This is a genomic window from Clostridium massiliamazoniense, from assembly GCF_001403635.1.
Taxonomy (GTDB): Bacteria; Bacillota; Clostridia; order Clostridiales; family Clostridiaceae; genus Sarcina; species Sarcina massiliamazoniense.
The window spans coordinates 18296-41664 of the sequence record NZ_LN879468.1 but is presented as its reverse complement, the minus strand read 5'-3'; the positions used below and the strand labels follow the sequence as shown (position 1 = coordinate 41664).

The 23369-nt window shown below is 28.0% G+C and carries 19 protein-coding genes, 2 pseudogenes and 1 riboswitch; of the genes and pseudogenes, 3 read left to right on the top strand and 18 right to left on the bottom strand.

The features are described from left to right. Window positions 1–35: 35 nt before the first annotated feature. From ARA19_RS07280 to ARA19_RS07275, 3 genes are all read right to left on the bottom strand, one after another. On the bottom strand, window positions 36–1205 hold the full coding sequence (locus tag ARA19_RS07280; RefSeq protein ID WP_055070319.1) for an MFS transporter: 1170 nt from the start codon (window positions 1203–1205) through the stop codon (window positions 36–38). A 360-nt stretch (window positions 1206–1565) separates the two neighbouring features. After that, on the bottom strand, window positions 1566–1727 hold the full coding sequence (locus ARA19_RS17540; protein WP_157452236.1) for a hypothetical protein: 162 nt from the start codon (window positions 1725–1727) through the stop codon (window positions 1566–1568). A 253-nt stretch (window positions 1728–1980) separates the two neighbouring features. Next, window positions 1981–3021 carry a nucleoid-associated protein gene (locus ARA19_RS07275; protein ID WP_055072080.1) on the bottom strand — a complete coding sequence of 347 codons (1041 nt, stop codon included), beginning with the start codon at window positions 3019–3021 and terminating at the stop codon, window positions 1981–1983. A gap of 214 nt (window positions 3022–3235) precedes the next feature. After that, window positions 3236–3397: riboswitch (M-box (ykoK) riboswitch) on the top strand. A gap of 293 nt (window positions 3398–3690) precedes the next feature. On the opposite strand from ARA19_RS07275, the gene mgtA reads away from it, so the two are divergent. After that, window positions 3691–6336 (top strand): magnesium-translocating P-type ATPase, encoded by a 2646-nt coding sequence (gene mgtA / locus ARA19_RS07270; protein ID WP_055070318.1) that lies wholly within the window; start codon window positions 3691–3693, stop codon window positions 6334–6336. A 386-nt stretch (window positions 6337–6722) separates the two neighbouring features. Here the strand turns inward: mgtA and ARA19_RS07265 are convergent, their stop codons facing one another. From ARA19_RS07265 to ARA19_RS07255, 3 genes are all read right to left on the bottom strand, one after another. Continuing rightward, entirely contained in the window at window positions 6723–7376 is a 654-nt protein-coding gene (locus ARA19_RS07265) for an NAD(P)H-dependent oxidoreductase (RefSeq protein ID WP_055070317.1), read from the bottom strand. Between the two features lie 151 nt (window positions 7377–7527). After that, window positions 7528–8814, bottom strand: coding sequence for a DUF2334 domain-containing protein (locus tag ARA19_RS07260; RefSeq protein ID WP_084764340.1), 1287 nt, complete (start codon window positions 8812–8814; stop codon window positions 7528–7530). A 200-nt stretch (window positions 8815–9014) separates the two neighbouring features. Continuing rightward, window positions 9015–10322 (bottom strand): DUF2334 domain-containing protein, encoded by a 1308-nt coding sequence (locus ARA19_RS07255; protein ID WP_055070315.1) that lies wholly within the window; start codon window positions 10320–10322, stop codon window positions 9015–9017. 153 nt (window positions 10323–10475) lie between these two features. Here ARA19_RS07255 and ARA19_RS07250 point away from each other — a divergent pair, with 153 nt between their 5' ends. Together ARA19_RS07250 and ARA19_RS07245 are read left to right on the top strand one after the other, a co-directional pair. After that, on the top strand, window positions 10476–11033 hold the full coding sequence (locus ARA19_RS07250) for a class IV adenylate cyclase (protein ID WP_055070314.1): 558 nt from the start codon (window positions 10476–10478) through the stop codon (window positions 11031–11033). Between the two features lie 81 nt (window positions 11034–11114). Further along, entirely contained in the window at window positions 11115–11597 is a 483-nt protein-coding gene (locus ARA19_RS07245; protein WP_055070313.1) for a hypothetical protein, read from the top strand. Between the two features lie 439 nt (window positions 11598–12036). Here the strand turns inward: ARA19_RS07245 and ARA19_RS07240 are convergent. The 12 genes and pseudogenes from ARA19_RS07240 to cynS form a co-directional block, all read right to left on the bottom strand. Further along, window positions 12037–12889: pseudogene (locus tag ARA19_RS07240) on the bottom strand (DegV family protein). Between the two features lie 148 nt (window positions 12890–13037). Further along, a complete protein-coding gene (locus tag ARA19_RS07235) occupies window positions 13038–13886 on the bottom strand; it encodes a prephenate dehydrogenase (RefSeq protein WP_055070312.1) in 849 nt (282 codons plus the stop codon). 50 nt (window positions 13887–13936) lie between these two features. Further along, on the bottom strand, window positions 13937–14368 hold the full coding sequence (aroQ, locus tag ARA19_RS07230; RefSeq protein ID WP_055070311.1) for a type II 3-dehydroquinate dehydratase: 432 nt from the start codon (window positions 14366–14368) through the stop codon (window positions 13937–13939). A 129-nt stretch (window positions 14369–14497) separates the two neighbouring features. Further along, window positions 14498–15001, bottom strand: coding sequence for a shikimate kinase (locus tag ARA19_RS07225; RefSeq protein ID WP_147574421.1), 504 nt, complete (start codon window positions 14999–15001; stop codon window positions 14498–14500). A gap of 49 nt (window positions 15002–15050) precedes the next feature. Then, the gene (aroE, locus tag ARA19_RS07220; RefSeq protein WP_055070309.1) at window positions 15051–15869 is read right to left on the bottom strand and encodes a shikimate dehydrogenase; all 819 of its coding nucleotides are present in this window, start codon (window positions 15867–15869) and stop codon (window positions 15051–15053) included. Window positions 15870–15871: 2 nt separating this feature from the next. Continuing rightward, complete coding sequence (gene pheA, locus ARA19_RS07215; RefSeq protein WP_055070308.1) at window positions 15872–16993, bottom strand: prephenate dehydratase; 1122 nt, start codon at window positions 16991–16993, stop codon at window positions 15872–15874. 13 nt (window positions 16994–17006) lie between these two features. Beyond that, window positions 17007–18083: a chorismate synthase gene (aroC, locus tag ARA19_RS07210; protein ID WP_055070307.1), complete on the bottom strand. Its 1077-nt coding sequence runs from the start codon at window positions 18081–18083 to the stop codon at window positions 17007–17009. Beyond that, window positions 18061–19311: a 3-phosphoshikimate 1-carboxyvinyltransferase gene (gene aroA, locus ARA19_RS07205; RefSeq protein WP_423230613.1), complete on the bottom strand. Its 1251-nt coding sequence runs from the start codon at window positions 19309–19311 to the stop codon at window positions 18061–18063. The genes aroC and aroA overlap by 23 nt, the downstream gene beginning before the upstream one ends. A 33-nt stretch (window positions 19312–19344) precedes the next feature. Then, a pseudogene (gene aroB / locus ARA19_RS17970) lies at window positions 19345–20391 on the bottom strand (3-dehydroquinate synthase); the annotation flags it as partial. Between the two features lie 108 nt (window positions 20392–20499). After that, the gene (gene aroF, locus ARA19_RS07200) at window positions 20500–21513 is read right to left on the bottom strand and encodes a 3-deoxy-7-phosphoheptulonate synthase (protein ID WP_055070306.1); all 1014 of its coding nucleotides are present in this window, start codon (window positions 21511–21513) and stop codon (window positions 20500–20502) included. A 417-nt stretch (window positions 21514–21930) separates the two neighbouring features. Next, window positions 21931–22473: an NADH peroxidase gene (locus ARA19_RS07195; protein ID WP_055070305.1), complete on the bottom strand. Its 543-nt coding sequence runs from the start codon at window positions 22471–22473 to the stop codon at window positions 21931–21933. A gap of 374 nt (window positions 22474–22847) precedes the next feature. Further along, entirely contained in the window at window positions 22848–23315 is a 468-nt protein-coding gene (gene cynS, locus ARA19_RS07190; protein WP_055070304.1) for a cyanase, read from the bottom strand. Window positions 23316–23369: the final 54 nt, after the last annotated feature.

Below are 23369 nucleotides of genomic sequence, written 5' to 3'. Positions count from 1 at the left end.
AAATGAGTTCTTTAATCTAAATTAATAGAGAGTTACTAATTAGTTTTTAATCTTTTATATCCTATAATTATGGCTCCTATAATAAGAGATATTATTGATATAGGAAAGATGAATATTCCCTTATTTATAGTTAATAAATATCCTCCTAATAAGCTACTTATTATTTGTGGTATACATAAAAATATATTATTTATTCCCATGTATTCACCTAACTTCTCTTTTGGTGCTACTACTGGTATTAATGAATAAAAAACAACTTGAAATATTACAAAAGCTACTCCTGATAAAAGAGCAAAAACCCATAACATAACCAGTCCTTTTACGTCCCATCCAATAATAAATGCTATTATATAAATTAAAGTTGCAATAAGAAAAATATATTGCTTGTTCCATTTATCACACCAAAGTCCCACAACTATTGATAATATTAATCCTGTAAAAGTAAATCCTATTAAAGCTAAACTTATTTCATTGCTTGTGAACTTAAGAGCTTTTTCATAGTAAGGAATCCAGAAAGGAGTTATTAATCCATAAGCTATATAAAAGAAAAATGCACCTAAAAATACCCTCATAGCTGAAATATTTTTCAAGAAGTCAAAACTAAGTTTTGATGGCTTTCTAAAATTACTATCATCTTCTTTAACTAAAGTTGTACTTATAACTATAGGAATTAATACTGATAATAATATTAATATAAATGGGAATTCTTTATTTTTATGAAATAAAGAAACACCTAATAAGAAGAAAAGCATTCCTCCTAAAGAATAAAATAATTTTCCAAGACCATTAACTTTTCCTATTTCATTTTCTTCAACAGCTTCTGGTATCCATGCATAGTAAGAACCTTGAAAAAAGTTAAAAGAAGCATATACTCCAAAAGCAGCAATAAACATAGTGATATAGTTCTTTGACAAACCAAGTGTAATTAAAAATATAGAACCTACTATACCACCTAATAACATCCAAGGTTTTCTTTTGCCCATTTTTAAATTTGTTCTATCACTTATTACTCCTGATAAATAAGGAAAAATTATTCCTGCTACTGGTCCTGCTGCTGCCAATAATCCTAATTTAAAATTCGATGTTGTAACTGTTTTAACAAGTAAGGGTAATATTGTACTTTTCATATTCCAAGTTAATCCTAATCCAAAGCTAGGTAATGCTATTAAAATTGGTATTAAATTCTTTGTTTTTAACTTTTCCATAACTTCATATCCTTCCTTAAAGCAAGCTTTAATGCAAGTAAAATAGAGCTTCTGAATAAACTTTTAATTCCTTAATTTATATTACTTTTATAAATATATTTCTTCATCTGCCGAGATAGCTATATAGGTACAAAATGCTGTGACCATTGAACTAGTACTAGAAGCTCTTTATTTTTGAACAATAGTTGCGTGAAAAAATTTCCATTGTTTGAATAAAGTGAGTTTGGAAATTTTAGCAACTATTGCAGAAAAAATATTAGAGCTTCTTTACGTAGGTGAGTGGTCACAAATGGTGAACCTATATAGCTAGATAAAAGGCATAGAGGATGTATCTGTAATTTGATACATCCTCTAAGTTTCTTAAGTATTCAAAGTAAAGAATAAAACATCTATAAGCATTTTTGTATTTTCATCTTCACTTTCTAAAAGGTTATATAATCTTTCTATATTAACATCATTTAACAAAAGTAACTCTGTCATCTTGCTGGTTATACTTACTATTTTATATTCTTTTGTATGCATTTAACCTACTCCTTTTACCAATATAATTTATATCTTATACTATTAAATAAGCTCATCTAAAATATATGTTAACCCCTTTTCTAATAAAAAATAACCATTAACAAATTAAGCTGTTGTATTAATAGAATTTAATTATATAATTAAAGTAGGTTTTATCAGTATTTCTGCAATCAATGACTAATTTCATAGCCACCATTCTTCCAGTTAATTCTATATAATTACTATGACAGCTATGTGACTAGCATAAACTTTTTTACTTTTCTATGAAGTTTTTAACTTTCTTTATTAATATATTTACTGAACCATCACCATTTCTAACTATTTCAAATTTATCACTATCATGGTAAGCTTCGCTACTTAAATATAGGTCTATTTCTTTATCTATATTTAATCTAACTTTTTTAAATTTCTTTTCAATCCACTCTTTATCTATTTCTACATCTCGTTCAACACCTTGAGATTCCATGAAAGAATTGAAATTTGCTTGCATATCAGGCTCATCTTTAAAAATTTCTCTAGCTATTTCATTAACATTGACAGTATCTTCAACTTTCATTCTAGTTTTTATGGCATCCCTAACTTCTACAGCCTTAGCAGCATCTTCTATAATATTATTTCTTGTAAAAGTTTCAGCCGCCTTCATAAAACTTTTTGTCATATCTCTTTCATTTTGAATAACAGTACATCCTAAATAGTGATTTATAAAGTAGTTAGCTCCATAATCTTCACCATCTTTCCCCTTCTTCTGTTTATCAATAACCATTAAGTCAACAGCTTGATTTTCTCTAATAGGTTTAATGAAAGCACACTTTTGTACTTTTTGACTTGATGCTGGAAGTCCTGATGCTTGTTCAACAATTCCTATACCTATTTTATCATCAACAAAATCAACTTTATGAGTAAAGTTTTTAACATAATCCATCTTTAAAATTCCAATCATAGGACCATGATCAGTTGAAATGTAAACTGTTATTAAGTCACAACTTGGAATATTTCTATTCGCTCTCATAATGTAAAACATTTGTCTAGCAAACTCCTTAGAAACCTCAACAATATCAGTATTTATCCCTGTTAAGAATTCTTGGGAAACTTCCTTAACAACATGTCTATCTGGATTAAAAACAGCATATTTAAGTTCTTCATCTTTAAAAGCTCTCTCTATATGCTTAAACAAAAACTTATAAATATCATCACTTAAATCTAATTTATATTCATTTAAAATAGGCTCGTCTGAATTATTATCTAATATATGTATAACAGCTTCTATAATATTAATATCATTAACATACTCCATCATCTAAAATACCCTCCAAATTTTTAATAAACTCAGCTTTTATTGTAACAAAACTTAAAATCAAAAACAATAAAGTAAACTTGCTCTACAAATTTCACTTTATTATCTATTTACGATACTTCAACTTATTTAACAATTTATTAATAACTTGTTATTGACTTGTTCATTTTTTTGTTTTATAGTTATTAAGGAATAAAAACCAAGAAAAATTTAAGAATCCCCTCGGTAGGTGAGGCTACCTCAAGGATATGGATTGCTGCCGTGAAAAGGTGGAAACACTTTTAACAGGTCAACAGATTTTGCCGAACAAAGAAGGCTTAATTTAATGCAATTTCACCGCCTTGTAGAGTCAAAGCTTGAACGATGGATTGTATAATTCTGATTATACGCCCTTTCATTGTTTAAGTTTGCTACTTACACAATGAAAGGGCTTTTTTATATTTATTTTAACGGAGGTGAGAAGTTTGGAAAGTGATGGGAAACCGATGAATAGTAGTGATGACTACTTGCCCAAATGTTCTTTTAAATTTAATACTACTGTTAGTACAAGCTTCTCAGCTTGTATTGATTATCACTAAAGATGTAACTTTAATCTAAATTTAAAGCAAAATTTTTGTAAGTATAATTACTACTATTCATACCCTAAAAAAGTTTTGGAGGTATGATGTAATGAAAAATAAAAATCAAAGAAAATTCAATGAAGAAAATTATAAAAAAATTAGTAATGAATTAATAAAAAATAGCAATCTTCCAAAGGAAGATTTACTACGTAAATTCAGTAGTACTACAAATGGTTTAAGTTCCACTGAGGTTGAAAAGAGAATTGAGAAATATGGACTTAATGCAGTTAATGAAAGTAAAAAAGATTCTGTATTAATGCAATTTATAAAATCCTTTATGAACTACTTTAATTTAGTATTGGTACTAATAGCTATTATAAGTTACTTTACAGACGTAGTTTTAGTTCCACCTGGCCAAGCTAGTTGGTCACAAATTATCATAATTGTAATTCTAATTCTAGTAAGTGGTATAATCTCTTTCGCTCAAGAATTTAAATCTGGACTTGCTGCTGAAGAACTTAAAAATTTGGTCACTACTACCTGCTCTGTAAAAAGAGATGGAAAAGATTTTGAAGAAATAAATATGAAAAATCTAGTTGTTGGAGATATAGTTAAACTAGCAGCTGGTGATATGATTCCTGCTGATTTAAGAATATTAGAATGTAAAGATTTATTCATTAGTCAATCTGCACTAACTGGAGAATCTGAAGCAATTGAAAAGTTCAGCTATAATACTGATTCTAAAAACAACATTGGTGATTTAAGTAATATTTGTCTGCTTGGAACTAATGTAATTAGTGGTAGTGCCTTAGGTGTAGTTATTGGTACTGGTGAAACTACTTATTTTGGAGCAATGCAAAAGAATTTAAATACAGTAGATGGAAAAACTAGCTTTGATAAAAGTGTTGAGAAAGTATCTAAACTATTATTAAAATTCATGCTAGTTATGGTTCCTATAGTATTCATAATAAACTGGATTGATAAAGGAAGTTTCCTACAAGCTCTTTTATTTGCCGTATCAGTTGCTGTTGGTCTAACTCCTGTTATGCTACCAACTATTGTTTCAGCTAACCTAGCTAAAGGTGCTGTAAAAATGTCAAAGAAAAAGACAGTTGTAAAGAAACTTAAATCTATTCAAAACTTTGGTGCTATGGATGTTTTATGTACTGATAAAACTGGAACTTTAACAGAAGATAAAATAATTGTAGAAAAACACTTAAACTTAAATGGTGAAGAAGACCATAGAGTTTTAATGTATGGATATTTAAATAGTTCATTCCAAACTGGATTAAAAAACTTAATGGATTTAGCAATTATAGAATTTGGTGAAGCACAAGGCTTTAAAAACTTAGATGCAGTTTTTGATAAAGTAGATGAAATTCCTTTTGATTTTAATAGAAGAAGAATGTCTGTTGTATTAAAGGGAAAAGAAGAAGATCAAGGAAGAATAATAACTAAAGGTGCTTTAGAAGAAATGCTTTCAATTTCTAAGTACGTTGAATTAAATGGTCACACTTATGAATTAACAAAAGAACGTCGTGAAAAAGTTTTAAGCACAAGTAAAAAATTAAATGCTGAAGGCATGAGAGTTATCGGTGTTGCTAAAAAGGATAATATGTCTTTATCAACAGACTTTGGTGTTAAAGATGAAAGTGAAATGACTTTAATAGGATTCATAGCATTCCTAGATCCACCAAAAGAAAGTGCTAAAGCAGCTATAAAAGCTTTAAATAACTACGGTGTTGATGTTAAGATTCTAACTGGAGATAATGAAATAGTAACTAAAAAAGTATGTGCTGAAGTTGGATTAAACGTTAATAATATAGTACTTGGAAGTGATATAGATAATCTATCAGATAAAGAACTATTTAATTTATCAAAAAACACTAATGTTTTTGCAAAATTAAATCCAATGCAAAAAGCTAGAATTGTTAGAGTTTTAAAAGAAAACGGAAAAACTGTTGGTTTCATGGGAGATGGTATCAACGATGCTATTGCACTAAAAGAATCAGATGTTGGTATATCAGTTGATACTGCTGTTGATATAGCTAAAGAAGCTGCTGATATAATTCTACTTGAAAAAGATTTAATGGTTCTTGAAGAAGGAGTTATAGAAGGAAGAAAAATTTTCGCTAATATAACTAAATACTTAAAAATGACAGTAAGCTCAAACTTCGGAAATACTATAAGTGTAATGGTAGCTAGTATATTCTTACCTTTCTTACCTATGCTACCACTTGAAATACTACTTCAAACTTTAATTTACGATATAACTCAAATAGTTATACCATGGGATAAAGTTGACGAAGAATACTTAAAAGTTCCAAGAAAATGGGATGGCGCTGATATAGTTAAGTTTACAGTTATAGTTGGACCAACAAGTTCTATCTTTGACCAAACAACTTTCCTATTAATGTGGTTCGTATTTGGATGCACAACAGCTGCAAAAGTTCCAATGTTCCAAACTGCTTGGTTTATAGAAGGACTAGCTACTCAAGTTTTAGTAGTTTATATGTTAAGAACAGAAAAAGTACCATTCTTCCAAAGCAATGCTTCATGGCAAATGAACGTTGGTATAATACTATCTTTAGCAATAGGCTGGATACTTCCTTACACAGCAATAGGTTCAATTGTTGGAATGGTTCCTGTACCACTAATATACTTTGCATACATTGCCTTTGTAATAGTTGCATACTGCACACTAACACAATTCGTAAAAATGTGGTACATCAAGAGATATAAAAATTGGTTATAAAGATTTAGGGATTGCGTTAATGCAATCCCTAAATTTATATATAATGTTTTATAAACTTTAACTAAAATTCAAATAAAGTCAAGACTCTACTTAAATTAAGTCTTGGTTTATCACAATATTAGGTATTAACATCTGCCGAGATAGCTATATAGGTACAGAATGCTGTGACCATTGAACTAGTAATTAGAAGCTCTTCATTTCTGAGCAATAGTTGTGTAAAAAATTTTCACTATTTGACTGAAAGGAGTTTGAAAATTTTAGCAACTATTGTAGAAGAAATGTTAGAGCTTCTTTACGTAGGTGAGCGGTCACAAATGGTGAACTTATATAGCTAGCTAAAAGGCATAGTGGATACATCAAAGTCATTGATGTATCCACATTTATTATTACTTAACCCACTCTACTACTTCGTTCATTTCTCTTCTTGTTTTTGGAGCTGGTTCTACTTTTCTATAACCCAATGCTAACATACATGTTAAGTTATATCTATCAGTATCTATTAAATTTCTTTCTTTTAAGATTTTAGTGACAGCATCATAATCAAATCCACCTATAGCACATGTGTCTATTTCTAATAATGAAGCTACCGTCATCATATTTCCTAATGCTATAAAAGTTTGCTCTCTTGAATAATGTAACATTAAATCATCATTTGGAAGACGAGTTTCTTCTATTGATTTCATTATGTCTTTCATCATTTGAGTTACTTCTTCTGGAAACTTCTTAGTTTCTCTTAAAAGATTATCTATATATTCTGAATCATATTTTAAGTCTTGAGCTGTTCTACTAAATGCTAAGATAAAGTGACTTGCACTTGGTATTTGTTTTTTTCCACCCCAAGAAACTTTAGCTAACTCTTCTCTTATTTCTTTATTTTGTATAACCATGAACTTCCATGGTTCAATTCCCATTGAACTAGGTGATAATCTAGCAGTTTCTAATATTATATCAAAATCTTCATCTGATATTTTTTTACTTTCATCAAATTCTTTTGTTGCATGTCTGAAATTTAATGCTTTTAAAATTTCCTTTTTATCCATGAATATACCTCCAAAGTTGCTTTTATATTAATCCCTACTTTTTCAGTGGGAATTACTATAATTATACCACTTTATTAAGAAAAGAAAAAACTATATTTAACCAATTATTAAAACTATTGCTTTAAAATTCATTTCTCAAAACTCATTATTATTAGATTTCACTAACTTCTATCATATTTACGCCTCTTCCCTCTAAGGCTTTAATTACCTTTTTCAAAGTTGATTCAAACTTGTATTCCATTACTGGATATCCGTCTTCTCTTTCCTTAAATTCAACTAATGTATGCTCTACTATTGGATGATAAAATAATCCTGCAAATATAAAGTTGTCCATATTTTCTATAACCCTTACCATATTATCTCCTGTTCTATCATCAACATAATATAAAGGTGTTGGAATATAATAAGCTTCCTTATAATCATTAGCTTTAACTATATCAATTTGATTACTTAAATGCTCTTCACTTTTATAATTATTTATTATATATTTAAAATAATTTTGTAAAACCTTATTTTGTTCAAAAGTAATTACATAATGAGGCGCTTCAAAAAATTCTATCTTTACATCTAAATATTTAGCTATGTCTAGTGCTTTTTCTATTCTCTCTTTTAACTCATCAATACTTGGATAGTCTGCCCCAAATTCATTACCTATACCTGATTCTTCATCACCTCTTTGATGAGTATAACCATGTAATCCTATTATCCCTCTTCTAAAGGATAAGTAATCTAAAGTATAAATTAACTCCGCTAAAGGGAATGAATTTTTCTTTGATGGATCACCATCTATATTTTTTTTACTATCTATATATCTAGGTATCCAAGCTACATGATAAGGAACACCTCTTTTACCTAAAAAGGCTCCCATATATCTAGTGCATTCTAAATAGTTAGAATCATATTTTGTTCCACTACCTCCAATAGCAACATCCTCTAATCTTAAAAGTCCTTTTTGTTTACTATTTCTTACATAAGGAACTACTTCCTTATGGTCTATATCTTTGTATAATTTTATACACTTATTTTCACTATTCCATCTACTTTTTAAATTTAAAATATTTCCAAAATCAACTAATGAAATATATATAGTTTCCCCATCTTTTAATAAGGGTTTTTTTAATTTATTTACCTCTCTCTTAAACTTTTTATTTATCCAAGTATTATCGCTAGTATTTAAATTAAACTCTTCATCTTGAAAGTTAAGTTTAATATTGCTTCCCTTTTCTTTTATAACTCCTCCATTTACTGATATTATCTCACTAAAAGGTATATAATATCTATTTCTACAGATATATATCTTATTTTTTAATTTCAAAGTATTTCCTTCAAAATTAATAAGTATATTATCTTCCTTAGGGTTTATAGTACCTATGTCTTCTAAAATCAATTTTTTATTAAACCAAAACAAATCCTTAACCTCTTCTCTAGTAAATTCCATTGATTATCTTAAAGCAAAAAACAAGTTCACTAACTATTGATAGTTTTTAATTAATAGTTAGTGAAATTTATGAATTTTTTATTAACTCTTTCAATATACTCTATTGTATTTTATATTTTTACATATGTAAACCTCTCATAAACAAATTTATAAGCTTTCTCTACTTTTTAAAATTCTTAATCTACTTATACCTAAAAAGTTCAACTTAATCTCATTAATTTAATATTTTTCTCTTCTAAAGCATCTATTATTTTCATCAAAATTGATTTTTCCTTATAACTTACTTTGGGAACTCCATTTTCATCCTCCGTAAAATCAATATAATCAACTTCTATAAAAGGATGATAAAATAATCCAGCAAAATCACTGCTTGGAAATCTCTTAATTTTCTTTATCATATTATCTCCTGTACTATCTTCCACATAATAAAGGGGGGTTGGAATGTAATAGCTATTATTTCCTGTAGGAGACTTAATTATATTTCTTTGATTATCAAGATGAACTTCACAGTTGTAATTATTAAATATATACTTAAAATTCTTTTCAAGTTCTTCATTTTGCTTAACAGTTATTAAATAATGAGGTGCTTCAAAAAATGAAATATCTATATCTAAATAATCTGCTATTGCTAAAGCTTTTTTTACTCTTGAATTTAATTCTTCAAGCGATGGATAATTCTTTCCAAATTCTTCGCCCTCTCCTGAAACCTCATCACCTCTTTGATGGGTATATCCATGAAGACCTATATAAGCATTCTTACTACTTAGATAATCTAATGTATAAACTAATTCTGCTAAAGGAAATGAATTTTCCTTTGATGGATCTGCATCTACATTTTTCTCCTTATTAATATATCTAGGTATCCAAGCTATAAAGTAAGACATATCTCTTTCGTACAAGTTCTTTCCTATAAACCTTAAAGTTTCTAAATACTGTGATTCTTTTAAAGTTCCATTACCTTCAATAGATACATCCTCAAATCTTATAGCTCCTTCTTGCTTTCCATTTCCAGAGTATTTCTCAATACTATTATCCTTTTCAACTTTATAAAGTTTTATTGTTTTATTATCAAAACTCCATCTACTTTCTAAATCAAATATATTAGCAAAATCAAATAAAGATATATATATATCATTTTTATAATTAATTATTTTTTTCTTTAACTTAATGTTTTCATTATTTATGGTCCAATTATTTTTATCTATAACAATTTCCTTATTAAATAAATTTATAACAATAGAATTTTTACCTCTTTTAACAGTTCCACTATTAACCTTAACTATTTCATCTAATGGTATGTAATATCTATTTTCATTTAAAAATATTTTGCTATTTAATTTAAGTTCTTTACCATTTATATTTAGTTTTATATTATCTCCTTGCATATTCATTGATTCAAAACTACTCTTTTCTCCCCATGATTGCATTATTTTAGTATTATTTATTAAAAGTCCAAAAAAAATAATTGCTATTAAAGAACCTATAATCAAAAACATAAATTTTTTCATATAAAATACCCTCTTCCCATAAAATCTTAATTCTATCTCAATTTATAATTCCCAAAATTTAAGTTTTTAAAACACTTTTTCTTTTACCTAAATATATAATGTTGTTATAATTAAAGAATCTAAATTAATAAATTATCTTTTGGAGGTCTTACAATGAAAGAATTTGAAACTAGAATAATGGATATAAACATAGATGAAATAAGAAATAAAATGACTGAAATAAAAGCTGAAAATGTAAAAAAAGAAAATCAAATAAATAATATATATGACTTTCCAGACAGAAGATTACTAAGTGAAAAAGGTTATGCAAGAATAAGAACTGTAGAAGATTTAATAAACAATAAAATTGTTCATTTCATGACAACAAAGAAAATGCTATCTCAAGAAAAATTTAAGGTTATGGAAGAAAACGAAACCCTAATAGAAAATGGTGAAATGGGAAGTAAAATCTTTACTTCTTTAGGGTTAGAGCTTCAAGAAAGTATAAAAAAATATAGAGAAAGTTATAAGTATAAAAATTCCTTAATAGAAATAGATATAAATGATCCTAGTTTTTGTCCTTTCCCTTATATAGAAATAGAAACAACATCAGAAAAAGAACTTCAAGAAATTTTAAATATTCTAGGTTATACAATGGAAGATACTACATCAAAAACTATATATGAAATATTAAAGGAAAGAGGTATAGAAGGAAAGAAAAAAGGACTTTAAGTTTTAAACTTTATTGCTTTCCTCACATATAATGTTTATAATAATCATTAATAATATAAAAGAAAAGGAAGTGTAAATTTAATGTCTGAGCCCATATACGAAACTCCAAATGAAGTTCCGTCGATTCTTAATAGAGGAACTGGTATCATAAGTTATTTAATAGGTTCTCCAGTAGCAACCTATTCCAATGATTTAAATAATTTATTTCAAACTAATCAAAGCTTTGATTGTTTAATGGCTTTTACTAAAAATCATTTAATTTTAGGTAGCCTTAACAACGGAAATAATAGTACTGATGAATTAAGCATACCTTATTCTTCAATTAAACATTTCAATTATTATGAAAAATCAAGGAAATTGGAGATTGTTTCAAAGGAAAATAAAAAGTTCCTAATAAAAGTTAGTAAAGATATTTTGAATTCTAGTTTAAAAAATCTAAACTATGACTTTAAAATAAATTATAAAAAAGAAAACCATAGTATTATTGAAAAGCTAAAGCCTTCAGCAATTATATTATTGGGAACTCTCTTAACCTTGGGTTTACTTTATAAAATATTTTTATAAAAAAGTCTGGCATTACTTTTTTACTTATAAGCCAGCTTATAATTTAACAAAAACTGTAGCAGAACTTACTCAGAAAATAAAATGAGTTTAAAAACTTTAGCAAACTGTTATAGAAAAAATATTAAAGCTCCTTTACCTAGGTACGTGGTCACAAATAATGAGCCTATATACCTAGTTAAAAAACAAAGGTGCTGTATCAAATCAGCACCCTAATTTATATTACTTTTATAAACGTAGACTTAATTCAGATGGAGTTTTGACTCCATCTGAATGCATAGTGGTCGTTATCTAGAAGCGTGAGGCTGTTTATCTCCTACTTATAGAAGATAGGAGTATTACAGCCTCTAGCTATCAGATAAATGTATTTTTTCATTTGCCAAGATAGCTATATAGGTACAAAATGCTGTGATACATCCTCTTTTTTTATAAAAAGATTTCATTATTTTGTATAGTAGGCTATTCCTATACTTCCTGGTCCAACATGTAAACCTACTATTGGTCCAATATCCATTATTTTTGCATCTATTTTTAATTCTAATTTTAATCGTTTCTTTAAGTCTATAGCTTCACTCTTATTTAAAATATGATAAACAACAGCTTCAGTAATACCTTTATTCCTCATTCTATCACCTATTATTTTTATCATTTGATTAATAGCTTTCTTTTTAGTTCTTACTTTATCTAATACTTCCACTTCACCATATTTAACATGTAATATAGGGATTATTTGAAGTATTCCTCCAATTAATGCTGATGCAGCTCCTATTCTTCCACCTTTTTTTAAATGTTTTAAACCACCTGGTGAAAATAATATATCTGACTTTTCTATAATTTCTTTTGCTTCAGCTTTTATTTCTCCTAAAGTCTTACTAGTTTCCATAGCTTTTCTTGCAGCATCTACTACTGAAAATCCCATTGCCATAGTTGTATTCATAGAATCTATTATTTCAATTTCTGCATTAGGATAATTTTCTAAAATCATATCCTTAATCAAAAAAGCAGTAGAATAAGTTCCACTCATTTTTGATGACAAAAATATTCCTAATACACTATGCCCCCCCCTTAACAATTTCCTCAAAAGCATTATAAAATTCCTCTGTTGATGGCTGAGATGAAGTAGGTATTTCTGATGATAATTCCATCTTTTCATAAAATACCTCATCATTTATCTCAACTTCTCTTTCACTAATCCCATTCATTATTACATTTAAAGAAACTACCCTTATATCATATTTTTCTATATATTTCTTTGGTATATAACTTGTACTATCTGTTACCACCTTTATCCCCATAATTTTATCCCCCTATAATTAATTCATTTCTATTAATATATGACTCAATAAAGAATTTTATTTTTTATAATATATTTAAAAAAGGAACATATCCATAACTTTTGATACATTCCCTTCATTAGTTTCTGATTATTTTAAATTTTCTACTTTAAAGTTTTTCTCTTCTTTCAGTAGATTTCACAAAAAATTCTTTAAGTTCATCTACATTTTCATTCTTAATAGCTGCTTTAACTTTATTTAATTCATCTTGAAAATTTTCAATAGCCATAATTAAGTTTTCTTTATTATCTATAAACAACTCACTCCATAACTCTTCATTTATATTAGCTATTCTAGTTAAATCTCTATAACTATCCCCTATAAAAACTCCTGTTTCCATATTATAATTATCGCTATTTATTAAGGAAACAGCTATGGCATGTGGTAATTGACTAGTAAAACTTATTATTTTATCATGCTCATAGGGATTTACCATTGAAATTTTACCAAACCCCATAGTTTTAGCAATTTCTTTAATCTTTTCTATGTTTTCTTCTTTATTTATAATAATAGGTGTAATTATAAAGTTAGCCCCTATAAATACTTTTCTAGAAGCATATTCTATGCCTTTCTTTTCTCTTCCAGCCATAGGATGTGTAAATACAAAATCTACGCCCTTTGGAAGTTCACTTAAAATATTATTAATGAAATTGCCCTTTATTCCAGTTGTATCAGTTATTAAAAGTCCGTCTTTAAAAGATTTTTTATAACATTGAATAAACTCTTTAATCTTCTTTGGATACAAGCAAACAATAAGCAAATCACTTTCAGAAATAATATTATAAGATTCCTCACTTCCATAAATAGCAGACCTTCTTACAATTCCCATTTCATTTGCCTTTTTTAAAGTTTCCTCAGAAATATCAATACCATTTATCTCTGCACCATATATTTTTCCCTTTAAGGCAAGTCCATAAGAACCACCTATAACTCCTAAACCAATAATAGTTATGACCATATGAAATCCCCCCTTTTTTAATTAACCTTAATTAATAAAACACTTTTTTATTACTGGCTATTTTCAAGTGCATTTATAGCCATTATATATCCATACTCCCCAAACCCTGTTATTTGTCCAATACATGCTGCTGCTGTCACTGACTTATGTCTAAATTCTTCTCTTTTATGAACATTACTTAAATGAACTTCTACACATTTCATATTTACACTTTTTAATGCATCATATAATGCAATACTATAGTGAGTATATGCCCCTGGATTTATGATTATCCCATCATAGTTGTTTAAATAAGCATCCTGTATTGCATTGATTAATTCACCTTCTATATTACTTTGAAAAGATATTATTTCATGACCTAACTTTTTTCCTTCTTCTATAACGTACTTTTCTACCTCTTCAAAGCTTTTAGTCCCATATATTCCTTTTTCTCTTATACCCAAAAAATTCAAATTAGGTCCATTTATTAATTTTATTTTCATAATAAAACCTTCTCTCTAAATTTAGTATAATACAGCTATTTTAAAAACTATAAATATAAACTTAATTCAGATAAAATTTTAATTTCACCTGAATTCTTATCTAAAAGCTTAATGCTACTTATACAGCTTCTAAATATAAGATAAATCTACAGCCTTTATTATTTCCTCTACAACTTCATCTATAGTTCCATCATTTATAATTTCTATCTGTCCATATTTTTTATACAAATCAATTCTTTCTCTATACAAGGTTATAAGTTTTTCTTTTCCATCTTTTAAAAGAGGTCTTGCTTCTGTATCTATATCCTCAAATATTAACTCTAATGGTCTATTTATAAAGATAACTGTAAAATCTTTAAAATACTCAATATTTCCTTTTGTTTTTACAGCTCCCCCTCCAGTTGCAATTACAGCTTTATCAAGTTTTCTTAAAACCTCACAACTTTTACTTTCCCATTGTCTAAAAATATCTTCACCCTTTTGAAATAATTGTTCTATAGTTTTTTGAGAGCAAGCTTCTATAAAACTATCCATATCAACAAATTTAAAATCCATTTTCTTTGCAATTTCTCTACCTATTGTTGATTTTCCACATCCAGGCATTCCAATTAAAACAATTCCTTTTTTCATTATCAATACCACCTATTTATATTTTGTGTACTATTTATATTATCTTCCTAATTTAATTAAACTTTACTCTTAATTTATTAAAAATTTCTTCCTCTAAAGAAGTGTCTATTTTTTTATTATTCCAAATTTCTTCAGCCTTAACCCCTTGACCTACTAACATAAATAAACCACCTACAGTTTTTAATCCTTTTTCTTTTGCAATCTTTAAAAATTTAGTTTCCTCTGGATTATAAACTATATCGCAGGCTACTTTAAAGTTCTCAATTATTTTTTCATCAGCAGCACAACTATCTATATTTGGATACATTCCACAAGGTGTAGTATTAACTATAGCGTACTTATTACTTACACTTTTTAATTCCTCATAATTTATAATTTCTATATTTACACCCTTAAACTTTTCCTTAGTTTTCTCCTTATCCCTAGAAACTAAAACAACCTTTGTAGCCCCATTATCAAGTAAACAATGTATAATTGCTTTAGATGCACCACCTGCTCCTAAAACATAAAATTCATTATCCTTTATTTCAATATTATCTCTAATTAGCATTTTATAAAATCCATAGTAATCTGTATTGTAACCTATAGCTTTCCCATTTTCTATATGAACAGTGTTTACCGCACCTATTTTTTTAGCCTCTTCTGAAATAACATCCAATTGCTTCATTATTTCTTCTTTATAAGGAATAGTTACATTAACTCCTTTTATGCCTAAAACTTTAAGACTACATATTACCTTAGAAAAATCTTCTCTTTTAATAGAAAATAAATTATACTTTCCTTTAATATTTAACTTCTCAAATATTGGTTCATGTATTTCTGGAGAAAGACTATGACCTAATTTTTCTCCCAATAATCCATATAACTCCATAACTATTCCTCTCTTCTATATGCCCCTAAAAGTTTATAATCCTTACTATCTTTTTCAAATAAATCTAAAGAATTTTTCACAGCACTATCTGATATATTTCCATCTAAATCTATATAGAAGTAATAATCAAAATGTCCATTTCCCATTGGTCTTGACTCTATCTTACGTAAGTTAATATTATTATCAGAAAATACTTTAAGCTTATTATAAAGATTTCCTGCCTTATTATCTAAGGTAAATGATATAGTTATTTTATTGCATAATTCATTAGTTTCAAAATCTCTACCCACTATAATAAATCTAGTATAGTTTTCTAAAGCATTGTTAATCTGCTCCTTTAATACATCTAATCCATAAATTTCAGCAGCTCTTAAGCTTCCTATAGCAGCCTTTCTTTTATCAGAAAGTTCACTTATATATTTAGCACTTGTTGCAGTATTATGATGAGGTATTAATTGAACTTTATTTCCTAGGGAATTTAAATACTCACTACTTTGCTCAAAAGCTTGTGAATGAGAATATATCTCTTCAATATCTTTAATTTCACTACCTTTTACTCCTAATAGATTATGTTCAATTTTAACTAGAACTTCTCCTACTATATGGAATCCATATTTTTTTAATAAGTCATAGTTTTTAGTTATAGAACCCGTAGTTGAATTTTCTATAGGTAATACTCCATAATCAATGGAATCAAATTTTAGTGCTGTAAAAACATCTTCAAACTCTTCAAAAGCTTTTCCACTGTAATCTTTACCGAAATACTTTATTAAGGCTTCATCACTAAAAGAACCCGGAACTCCTTGGTAACCTATTTTAATTTCTCTTCCTTTACTTAAAGGAACTTCCCTAACACCAATATTTTCACATTGATAATCTTTACTTATATCCATAAGACTGTGAAGCATATTTTCAGCATGAACCTTTAAAGCTTCATTGTTAATTCTATTTAAATTCTTTTCAATAACTTCATCTTCTCTAACCTTATTAAAAATAGGAAGATTATTTTCTTTCTTATATCTAGCTACATCTAAAACTATAGTCATACGTTCTTCAAAAAGAGCCATTAACTTTTCATCTATTTCATCAATCCTAGCTCTACACCAAGATAAATCTTTATTCATAAAATCACTCCATTCAACTTTCAATTGCTTCAAGTATTGCAATTGCTGCAATTGCTTCAATTACTACTACTGCTCTTTGTACTATACAAGGATCATGTCTTCCTTCTATTACAAGTTTCTCATTCTCCATAGTACTTATATTAACTGTTCTTTGTTCTATGCTTATTGATGGTGTTGGCTTTATAGCTACCTTATATGTTATTGGCATTCCATTACTTATACCACCTGTTATACCACCATTATTGTTTGAATAAGCTTTTATTTCACCATTCTCAACATAATATTCATCATTGGCTTCTGCTCCTGTCATTTCTGAAATTTCAAAGCCTAAACCAAATTCTATTCCCTTTACTGCTGGAACTGAAAATGCTAAACTTGCTATTTTACTTTCTAGTGAATCAAAGAATGGTGATCCAATCCCTGCTTTAACCCCTATTATTGCACATTCAATAGTTCCACCAATTGAATTTCCTTTTAATCTTACCTTTTCTATTTCCTTTTTTACCTCTTCTATTTTTTCATCTTTTATAAGAGGTAACTCTTTTTTTAATAGGTGCTCTAATAAACTTTCAGATATATTTATTCTATTGAAACTATCATCTTTTACCTTACCAACAGAACTAATATGAGCTCCTATTTTTATTCCCTTTTCCTCTAAAAGCTGTTTAGCTAAAGCTCCAGCAAATACAAGAGGTGCTGTTATTCTTCCTGAAAAATGTCCTCCACCTCTATAATCATTAAATCCACCATATCTTCTATTTCCTGCATAATCTGCATGACCCGGTCTCATTAAATCTTTTAACTTTGAATAATCCTTTGATCTTGTATCTGAATTTTCTATAATCATAGAAATAGGTGCACCTGTTGTTTTTCCTTCAAATATCCCACTTAATATTTTAGGCTTATCGCCCTCTTTTCTTTGAGTAGACATTTTATTTCTTCCTGGTGCTCTTCTCTCCATTTCCTTTTCTATTTTATCCATATCAATTTCAAAGCCTGGCTTTATACCGTTTATAACTATTCCAATGGCTTTTCCATGAGATTCACCAAAAATAGAAAGTTCTATTTTATTTCCCCATGTTCCACTCATCAAAATCACCTCCTAAAGCTTTAAAATCATTCCAAAAACCTGGGTAAGATTTTGAAACACATTTTGGATTTGTTATAACTAACTCTTCCTTACAAAAAGTTGATGCTATGGCCATACTCATAGCTATTCTATGGTCATCATGGCTACTAACTTCCCCACCTGTAAATTCCTTAACTCCATTTATTATTAATTCATTCTCTAATTCTACTATATTAGCACCAATTTTATTCAACTCAGTTGCAATAGCATTTAATCTATCACATTCCTTTATTCTAAGTCTTTCTCCATTTATTACCCTAGTTTCTCCTTCACTTAAGGCTGCCACAACAGTTAAAACTGGAATTACATCTGGGCATTGTGAAGCATCAATTACAGTTGACTTTAACTCATTAAAAGTCATATTAATAGCATTACCTTCAATATTTAACTTTCCACCCATTCTTTCTAAAATTTCTATAACTTCTTTATCACCTTGTAAAGACTCTAAGTCTAACCCCTTTGAAAGTACCTTATTTCCTAAGGCATTAGCACATAAGAAAAATGCTCCTTGAGAGTAATCTCCTTCAACACTATAATCAAAAGCTTTATAGCTTTGATTTCCCTTTATAATAAACTCTTTATAGTCCTTATTGATTATTTCTATGCCAAATTTATTAAGCATATCTAAGGTTAAATCTAAATATCCCTTTGATTGCAATTCAGTAGTTATAATAATTCTGGAATCATCTTTTAATAAAGGTAATGCAAAAAGTAATCCTGTTATAAATTGAGAACTAACATTTCCTGCTACCTCAAAGTCATCACCTGCAAGCTCACCATTTATTTTTAAATTTAATATATTTTCCTCATAAGAATAATCAATATTTTGTTTATTAAATATTGAATAATATATATCTAAAGGTCTTTTCCCTAGATTTCCTCTTCCCACAAAAGTTATTTCATTTTCCTTTGCAATAGAAATTGGTACTAAGAATCTTAAAGTAGAACCTGATTCATTACAATCAATAACTCCACCTTTTTTAGTAAAAGTATCACTTCCATCTATAATTAAAGACTTTTCTTTAATCTCAATTTTAGCCCCTAAAGTTCTCATGGCTTCTATGGTTGCTATAATATCATCTGAAAAGTCTATATTATCTATAGTACTAATCCCCTTACTTAAAGCTGCCGCTATAACAGCTCTATGAGCCATACTCTTTGATGGTGGAATAACTACCTCACCTGAAATTTTTTTTGGATTAATAGTAACCTTTTCTTTGTTAGTAAAAAAGTTACTATGAGCTTTATATATCATTGCTTCACCTATATCCTTTATTAAGATAAGATTTAAAGTGCTATTTATATTTTTCTTATCTAACTTTATAGCTTCTATTAAAGCATTTTCATCCTTTATTTCAGCATCTATTGGTAAATCATACTTTTCTAGTAATGACTTTATTCTATTTGCAGTACCTGTCTTAGTTATTTTCATTTTTTCACTTAATAAAGTTATTTTATACATACCTATAGCTACAGCTTCTCCATGACTATAAGTTTCATAATTATATATTTTTTCTATACCATGACCAAGGGTGTGCCCAAGGTTAAGTATCATTCTTTCGCCCTTGTCTTTCTCATCATTTTCAACAACGGCTCTTTTTATATTACAACAGGTATAGATTATATGTTCCATATTCTCTTTTAGCTGATTTTTATCCTTAAAGCTTTCTAATTCCTTAAATAATTCTTTATCTCTTATAGCTCCGTACTTTATTACTTCACCTAAACCATCATTAAAGAATTTCTCTGATAAAGTTTCTAAAATTTCAACATCTATTAAAACTAGCTTTGGATGATAAAAACTTCCCACAAGATTTTTACCTTTCTCTAAATCTACAGCCACTTTTCCACCAACACTAGAATCCACTTGTGCTAATAGAGAAGTTGGTATTTGTATAAAGTTAACACCTCTTAAAAATGTAGATGCTACAAAGCCTGCTAAATCACCTACAACTCCACCACCAAAAGCAATGATTAAATCACTTCTAGTTAATTTAAAATCTAATAATTCATTATATATAGGAATTAAGCTATTAAAGCTCTTACTTTTTTCGCCTGGCTTAATTACAATAAATTTAACTGAAAAACTTTTTTCAAGATTTTTTAAAAGCTCTTTTCCATATATAGCATTTAAATTTTCATCTGTTATAACAGCTATTTTATCTCCCTTAAAAACTTTCTTAATTTCTAAATCAAATCTATGTCTTAAACCGGAATCTATTAAAATATCATAAAATAAGTCTTTTAAATCAACAGTTAATCTTCTCACTAAAAAACCTCCACTTCATAATTAAAATTTAATGCTTTTTATTCTTAAATCCTTTAGCTAAAAAAAGCTATGCTTTTTTAGTCAAAATGAAAGCATAGCTCTTGTTTATTATATTTCTTTTCCTACAGCTGCTGCTATTACCTTAAGTTCTTCTACTAACTTAGCATAACTTTCTGGCGTTATTGATTGATTTCCATCACATAAAGCATTAGCTGGATCATTATGAACTTCTATTATTAATCCATCTGCCCCTACAGCTATAGCTGCCTTTGATAGTGGATCAACCATCCATGACTTTCCTGCTGCATGACTTGGGTCTACAATTACAGGAAGATGACTTAATTTTTTTATTGCTGGTATTGCACTTAAATCCAATGTGTTTCTTGTGTAATTTTCAAAAGTTCTTATTCCTCTTTCACAAAGAATAACTCTTTCATTTCCTCCAGCCATAATATACTCTGCTGACATTAAAAGTTCTTCTATTGTTGCTGATAAACCTCTTTTAAGAAGAATTGGTTTATCAATTTTTCCAAGCTCTTTTAATAAATCAAAGTTTTGCATATTTCTAGCTCCAACTTGAATAACATCAACATCATCCACAAACTTGTCTATCATGCTTGTGCTCATTATTTCTGTTACTATAGGAAGTCCAGTTTCTTTTCTTGCTATTTTTAAAAGTTCTAAACCTTCTGCTTCTAATCCTTGGAAACTATAAGGTGAAGTTCTTGGTTTAAAAGCACCACCTCTTAAGAATCCAGCACCAACTTCTTTAACTTCTCTAGCTATTGAAGTTATTTGAGCTTCTGTTTCTACTGAACAAGGTCCAGCAATTAAAGTTATCTTCTTTCCTCCAACTTCTCTACCATTTATATTAAAAATAGAGTCATCTGGATGGAATAATCTATTAGCCTTTTTAAAAGGCTCTTGAACATTCATTACCTTTTCTACATTTTTATTTGCTTCTATTTTTGAAGGATCAACTTTGCTAGTATCACCAACAAGTCCTAATATATTACATTCTGTCCCATTTACCACTTGTACTTCTACTCCTAAACTCTTTATATTATTTATAAGTTTTTTAATTTCTTTTTCTTCTGTTTTTGGTTTTAAAATAACAACCATATTAATAGCCCTCCTTAATTATAAATTTAATACCCCAAAAATAAAAAAGATAAGACCTTAGAGCCTTACCTTATAAATATAACATAATTTTTCTAATGAAAGAATTTTATCTATGCTTAACGGCTCTTAAGAATTAATATATATTTTTGTGCATTTAAATAAACCAGTGCTAAAATAAAAGCCCCAGCTAAAATAAAAGCTATAAAATTTTGCTATATATTTATTCCTTAATAAGCTTAACATAAATTATTCTCCCTTGTTAATAATATTTTAAAATTTTATTTAATTATAACTCTTTGAAAATTGAAGTCAATAACTAAAATAATTTTATTGTTAAAATAAATTTTGTTTTATTATATGTATTTTATTATTAAATATGAACAATTTAATTAAAAAAAGCCCCGAAGGGCTTTTATATTATTGGAAGTATCTGTTTAATAATCCTGCGAAAGCTTTTCCGTGTCTAGCTTCATCTTTACACATTTCGTGAACTGTGTCATGTACTGCATCTAAGTTTAATTGTTTAGCTAATGTAGCTAAGTCTTTTTTACCTTGGCAAGCTCCGTGCTCAGCGTTTACTCTAGCTTGTAAGTTAGCTTTTGTATCAGCTTCTACAACTTCTCCTAACATTTCAGCAAATTTAGCTGCATGTTCTGCTTCTTCAAAAGCTATTCTTTTATAAGCTTCTGCTACTTCTGGGTATCCTTCTCTATCAGCTTGTCTTGACATTGCTAAGTACATACCTACTTCTGTACATTCTCCCATGAAGTTAGCTTGTAATCCTTCAATTATTCTTGGATCTACATCTTTAGCAACTCCAACTCTGTGCTCATCAGCGTATACCATATCTCCGCTTTGTTCTATAAATTTATCAGCACCTACTCCACAAACTGGACATTTAGCTGGTGCAGCTTCTCCTTCGTAAACATATCCACATACTGTACAAACAAATTTTTTCATAACAAAAAACCTCCTAAAAAATTCAATATATCAAAATCTTAAAATAGTCAATTAGTGTTTCAAGATTTTAATCTCTTCTCTATATTTATTATTATATAATAAATATTATTAATTAGCAATACTTTTTTATAAAATCTTTCTACTTTTTTATTATATTTTAGTTTTATTTCATTTTTATGGCACACACTCTCTTAAATGAGAAAATAAAAATATAATTATGCCTTTTATATTATCGTCTTCTTTTTTTAATTCTTTAATCTTTTTATAAATTGATTTTATCTTATACTAAAGGCCATAATACTTCTACCTTCTATATAAATTAATTGAGATGGAGTAAAAACTCCACCTCAATTTAATCTACATTTATTCTAATATTACCAAGGATATTTTCCTTGTTTACTATATGGTAATAATTTACCATTCATTGTTATTACCACTCTATCTCCTTTAGGATCCTTTTCTATTTCAACATCTATTCCAAAATCAATAGCACTCATAATAGCATTTCCTGATTTTTCATGTATTATTTCTTTTATTGCAGGACCATAAGTGTCTAAAGCCTCATGTAATCTATATAATATTGGATCTGTATCTGCTTTATAAGGATGTTCTCTAAGAACGTCAAAAGCTTTTGAATCTAATTCTAACTCCTTTGCTAATAATTCAATGTATTCTTCTGGAACCCATTGTTGTCCTTTAAATGCACTAGCAAGCCATACCTTATTAACATTTATTTTATTAGCTAACTCCTCATAAGTTAATCCCTTTGCTTTTCTTGCTGCTTCTATTACTTTTAATTCTTTTTCATTTGAATATCTGTTTAAATAATCTTCATTTCTCATATTTATTTCCTCCTTTGTTTATAATATCACTTCCTACTAAGTTTAATGATATTA